Consider the following 5,192-nt stretch of genomic DNA (forward strand, 5'->3'; position numbering starts at 1 on the left):
CAGATTGCCGGCCAGCCGTAACCGGGCACCGGTGAACTCAATGTCGCAAGTAACGGGTTCGGCAGAGGGTAAAGGAGAACGTAAGGGTGATGGTTCGGCGGTGAGTGTAACCGCCAGTAGCTCAGCCTGCTGTGTAGTGGAGATTTTAGGTTGGACACCGAACTTGCCCTGACGGTAGAGCTGGCGCCAGTTGAACAGCAAATTGTCATTGATACCGTTATCCCGTGCCAACTTGGCAATGGATACGTCGGGCTGGAGCGCCTGCTCAACCAGCTTAATGTTAAAGTCCAGCGGGAAATTGGGACGACGTCTTGAGGGTTTTGGTGGGGTTTGTTTCATGAATTKCGCCCATTAAAAAAATAATGGACATCATCTTCAATAACTTGATGGGGAATTAACAGACGGCGCTGGGCGTACGCTTACGATTGTGGTGGCCTTCGCGACGCTGGCGATACATTACATCTGGGGTGACGCCTCGCGGCCGTTTTGGAGTCTGGCGCCGTTTCTCGACAAGCGCGATCAGCTTTTGCCGATCTTGATCGCCGCCGCCGCCGTGGCCTGTTATTCCTTCCTGGGATTCGATGCCATTACCACCCTGGCCGGCGAAACGCTCGATTCTCAGTGCAGCATCCCGCACGCGATGATAATGCTTATCACCCTTAGTGGCGGCATTCTCTTTATCGTCGTTGCCTGGTGCGTGCAGTTGGCCCATCCCGGCGCGACGTTTCAGAACGCCCATTCCTGCGCGGCGTTTGAAATTGCCGGTAATATCGGTGGCGATGTATTCGTCACGCTGTTTATGATAGGACTGGTATTCGGCCAGTTCTCCTCTGGTATCTCCGCCCAGGCCAGCACCAGCCGGATGCTTTACAGCCTGGGCTGCGACGGCGTGCTGCCCCGCCTGCTCGGACGGGCTAGGCCGTTTTACCACGCCGGTGAACGCCATTGCGCTGTGCGCGACGGTCGCGCTGCTGGCGCTGATGATGAACGTGACCACTTCCACCTCGTTTATCAACTTCGGCGCCTTTCTGGCGTTTACCTTGGTCAATTTATCGGTCATTGGCCACTATTATCTGCTGTTAAAGCGCCGCGGCGGCTGGGACGCGCTACGTTATCTGGTGGCTCCGGCGCTCAGCGCCCTGTCCTCTTTATGGCTGCTGATAAGTTTGGATCGCACCGCCATCATGCTCGGTTCCGCCTGACTGGCGCTGGGCGCGCTGCGCCTGCTGTGGCTGCGCTTGGGCAACAAACGGCTGGCGCTGCATGCGGGCGGGGACCCGGAGTAACCGGCCGTCGACCCTGCCCTGCGCCGATGGTGAGGGCCGATGGCGGCGCGGCAACGGCGCGTGCCCCCTTCAGCGGGCCGCGCCGGAAATGTTAGACTGGCCGCCCGTCATCGCTCAACGACAGAGAAACAGTATGAATGAAACCACGTTGTCTGCCATCGCCATTGCCCGCGACCGGTTCACCGGCCAGATCGTGCGCGACCTGCACTTTTCGGGCTGTGATTTTTCCCGAGCCGATCTGACCGACAGCCAGTTTCTGAACTGCCGTTTTTATGATGATGATATCCACAGCGACTGCAATTCCAGCCACGCGCTGCTGCGTGACGCCAGCTTTGTCGGCTGCGATTTATCACTGGCGGATTTCCGCTATGCCGACGCGCTCGGCCTGGAAATTCGCGAATGCAAAGTCCAGGGCGCGGATTTTCGCGATGCCAATTTTATGAACAGCCTTGGCCGGCGCCGGTTCTTCTGCCGCGCTTACATCACTAAAAGCAATCTGAGTTACTGCAATTTCAGCCGGCAGACGCTGGAAAAATGCGAATTGATGAGCAACCGCTGGCGCGGTGCTGACCGGCGCTAATTTTCGCGGCTCTGATCTTTCGGGGGGCGAGCTGAACCAGATAGACTGGCAGACGGCTGATTTCACCCATTGCGATCTGACCAATGCCGACCTGGGCTGCCTCGATATCCGCCGGGTGAACCTGGAGGGGGTCAAGCTGGAGAGCTGGCAGTTGGCCGACCTTGGCGCACCAGCTTGGCATTCTGGTGGTGGATGCGCCCTGAAACGGCGCCGTCGCCTTCGGTGACGGCAATACCCTGCTCCTCCTCGCCGTCATCACAAAGGCCGCCGTCGGACGCCTTAGACGGCGGCAATAACGCGCTCCTCCCCGTCGCCGACACAGGGCGGCGGCCGGCTCAGTTAGCTTTCACCACCGGCAGATCCGCGACACGCGTGGTATAGGCCGGCGACAGCATCTGCCGCTTCATCTGCCAACCGCGCTGTATCCCCTGTCCGGCAAACCACACTTTGCCCCTGCCGGAGTGATTGATCTCATCCAGCGCCGCCATCAGCACCTCGCTATTGGCGCGGGGCTGGTGGTCATCGAACAGGGGTAATTGCGCCACGTTCTTGCTATAAAAGTCACCCAGCATCACGCCGGCCTTCTGATAGCGCAGCCCCGGTACGAAAATACGATCCAGACAGTCGGTGGCCAGATTAACGATATCGCGGGTATCAAAGGTAGGAACGGGCAGTTTGCCGCTGGCCTGATTGCCGTAATACACCTCTCCCGGCGTGTGGGGGCTGGTTTTAATGAATACCGCCACCATGCGGCAATATTGCCGCTCGGCGCGCAGCTTTTCCGCGGCGCGCTCGGTGTAGGCGCAAACCGCTTCGCGCAGCGCGATATAGTCGCTCACCCGCTCGCCGAAGGAGCGGGAATTGACAATCTGCTGCTTGACCGGCGCAAACTCCTCCAGCGCCAGACAAGACTCGCCGCGCAGTTCGCGCACGGTGCGTTCCAGCACCACGTTAAAATGTTTGCGAATAAAGGCGCTATGGCTGTCCGCCAGCTGGAGCGCAGTATTGATGCCCAACGCATTCAGCGCTTTGCCGATGCGCCGCCCCACTCCCCACACCTCATCCACCGGCACCAGCGCCATCAGTTTGCGCTGCCGCTCGCGGGAGGAAAGATCCACCACACCGCCGGTTTTATGCCAGGTTTTGGCGGCATGGTTGGCGAGCTTCGCCAGGGTTTTCGTCGGCGCGATGCCGATGCCGACATGGAGGTTAGTCCATTGATGAACCCGCCGCTTGACGCTGTGGCCGAAGGCCGTGAGATCAACGCAGCGATCAACGCCGGCCAGTTTCATGAAGGCTTCATCAATGGAGTAAATCTCCACCGCCGGCGCCATATCTTCCAAGATGGACATCACCCTGTGGGACATATCGGCATACAGCGCGTAGTTACTGGAGAAGACGGCAATGCGGTGACGCCGGCATAATTCGCGCATCTGGAAGTACGGCACGCCCATTTTGATGCAGAGCCGTTTAGCCTCGGCGGAGCGGGCGATCACGCAACCGTCATTATTGCTTAATACCACCACCGGCGTCCCGCGCAAATCAGGCCGGAAAACCGTTTCACAGGATGCATAGAAGGAATTGACATCCGCTAGCGCAAACATGATCAGGGTGCCGAATGAATAATAAAGGTCACAACGCCGAAAATTTCGATATTGTCCTCATCCCGAATCGGTATTGGCCGATAAGCGGGGTTCATCGGGATTAAACGCGACACCGGGGTAAGCTGCAGCTGTTTGACGGTAAACTCGCCCCCTACCGATGCGATAACAATTTGCCCGTGGCGGGCGGTAATAGAACAATCCACCACCAGCATATCCTCTTCATTAATAAACCCTTCTATCATCGAATCGCCGGTGACGCGCACAAAATAGGTGGCGGCCGGATGACTAACGCAGAGTTGGTTAAGATCAATACGGTTCTCAATATAATCCTGCGCCGGGCTGGGGAAGCCGGCCGGCACTCGTTCGACAAACAGGGAAAGCGGCATAATGCCGGCGGCATCATCTGCGCGAAAAAAGAGCATACTTCATGACTCCGAATGTTTCTTTACTGTGTTTTCATACAGTGTAAACATGGAGTATTAGACTTGTGAAGCGAAGCCGGAGCGACAAACGGTAGGTGCTTGAAGCGGCGAAAATTATAATTTTATTGCCGCAAGCGGTCACGACAATAAAAGGCGCAATGCGCCGGAATAGCTGTTAATCCAGCGCATAATCACTCACGGCGATTATTGTAAACGCAGCGGTACAGGACAAGAAAAAGCGGGGTTAAAAGAAGCGCGGATAAATTCTTTTTCACGCCCTCTCTCCGGAAAAAAGAGAGACGAGCGCACATCCGGCAGAAGGAATTGATTATGATTATTTTACTATTGTGCCGACTCGCCGTTCACCGTATAGATTAAAATTCCCCAGCAGATAATACCGCTTTGTACGGTATCGTCATCCGGCCACTGCAGGATGTCGTCCGGCGCGTCAAGATTTTCCAGGTATTTCTCCGGCCGCTGCCGCCGCAAGGAGAGATCTTCGCCGGTTTGGATGACCACAATACTGCCGTCCCGCGACTCCGCAGCCGGGTCGACCACCAGTAGCGCGCCGGCGCGGATGCCGCAGGTGACGCTCGCCTCGCAGGCGCGCATCAAATAGGTGGCGTTTGCTTCGCCATAGTAGAGGGTCTCCAGCAGAACCCGATGTCCGTTATTCGCCAGGGTAGAAGGACGTTCATTCATCGCGMCCGCCTTGTTGGTTATGTATATATATATATATATATAGGCTAGTATAAACGGCGGACCCTGTGAAGTAAGTGAGCACTTGCAACCAATGTAGTTCGGACAAATTCGTTCCCACATGCCCAAAATTCCCGCCGGCGCCGCATTTTCGCCGCCAATGCCGGCGATAAGCGGTATATGACGAAAGTAAGACAAGAAAACAATAGGCGCCAGGCAGTGGGCGTTGGAGGTTGGCGGCAGACAAAGGATAACGGCGGACAATCGCCGGCCCGGGTGATCGGCTGCAATAGAGGTACAATTCATAGCTCAACAGTAAATTCCTCTCCAACGTGGCCTCATCGCCGTAGATGATATCCACGATAGCCTCCCCCACCTCTTCAGCGTTGCGTGCGACCCCGAGCCGAGCCGCATAATTCGCCGACATCGCGACGGCAAACTGGCTAAACGCGTCTTTAAGGTAAGCGCCCCGTGGAAGACGTCTTGAATTATTGGTGGGTTTGTTGTATGAGACAGTAAACCTACGTTACACGCTTATGCTCATTGCATTTTCACATTGTATTGATTTTAATAAATTTTATTTTCATCCCAGTTTGAGTGA

5 protein-coding genes and 2 pseudogenes are annotated in these 5,192 nt (G+C 56.3%); 3 read left to right on the forward strand and 4 right to left on the reverse strand.

The window, feature by feature from the left end:
* A partial coding sequence (locus ACMX3H_RS16855; protein ID WP_415211642.1) for a transposase occupies nt 1–339 on the reverse strand: 339 nt, incomplete at its 3' end.
* A 91-nt stretch (nt 340–430) separates the two neighbouring features.
* Here ACMX3H_RS16855 and ACMX3H_RS16860 point away from each other — a divergent pair.
* The 3 genes and pseudogenes from ACMX3H_RS16860 to ACMX3H_RS16870 all read left to right on the forward strand — a co-directional run.
* A pseudogene (locus ACMX3H_RS16860) lies at nt 431–865 on the forward strand (Putrescine importer PuuP); the annotation flags it as partial.
* Nucleotides 866–935: 70 nt separating this feature from the next.
* Complete coding sequence (locus ACMX3H_RS16865) at nt 936–1,202, forward strand: hypothetical protein (protein WP_415211646.1); 267 nt, start codon at nt 936–938, stop codon at nt 1,200–1,202.
* A 217-nt stretch (nt 1,203–1,419) separates the two neighbouring features.
* Nucleotides 1,420–2,092: pseudogene (locus ACMX3H_RS16870) on the forward strand (Qnr family pentapeptide repeat protein).
* 109 nt (nt 2,093–2,201) lie between these two features.
* Here ACMX3H_RS16870 and umuC read toward each other — a convergent pair.
* The 3 genes from umuC to ACMX3H_RS16885 all read right to left on the reverse strand — a co-directional run bounded on the left by umuC (nt 2,202) and on the right by ACMX3H_RS16885 (nt 4,594).
* Nucleotides 2,202–3,470 (reverse strand): translesion error-prone DNA polymerase V subunit UmuC, encoded by a 1,269-nt coding sequence (gene umuC / locus ACMX3H_RS16875; protein ID WP_415211643.1) that lies wholly within the window; start codon nt 3,468–3,470, stop codon nt 2,202–2,204.
* Between the two features lie 2 nt (nt 3,471–3,472).
* Complete coding sequence (gene umuD / locus ACMX3H_RS16880) at nt 3,473–3,892, reverse strand: translesion error-prone DNA polymerase V autoproteolytic subunit (protein ID WP_415211644.1); 420 nt, start codon at nt 3,890–3,892, stop codon at nt 3,473–3,475.
* A gap of 342 nt (nt 3,893–4,234) precedes the next feature.
* On the reverse strand, nt 4,235–4,594 hold the full coding sequence (locus ACMX3H_RS16885) for a S24 family peptidase (RefSeq protein ID WP_415211645.1): 360 nt from the start codon (nt 4,592–4,594) through the stop codon (nt 4,235–4,237).
* Nucleotides 4,595–5,192 lie beyond the last annotated feature (598 nt).

The organism is Sodalis sp. (in: enterobacteria) (genome assembly GCF_047607725.1).
Classification (GTDB): Bacteria; Pseudomonadota; Gammaproteobacteria; order Enterobacterales; family Enterobacteriaceae; genus JBLKSS01.

Coding starts and splice junctions, on each gene's coding strand:
- umuC (WP_415211643.1), bottom strand. CDS start 3,470: ATGTTTGCGCTAGCGGATGTCAATTCCTTCTATGCATCCTGTGAAACG.
- umuD (WP_415211644.1), bottom strand. CDS start 3,892: ATGCTCTTTTTTCGCGCAGATGATGCCGCCGGCATTATGCCGCTTTCC.
- ACMX3H_RS16885 (WP_415211645.1), bottom strand. CDS start 4,594: ATGAATGAACGTCCTTCTACCCTGGCGAATAACGGACATCGGGTTCTG.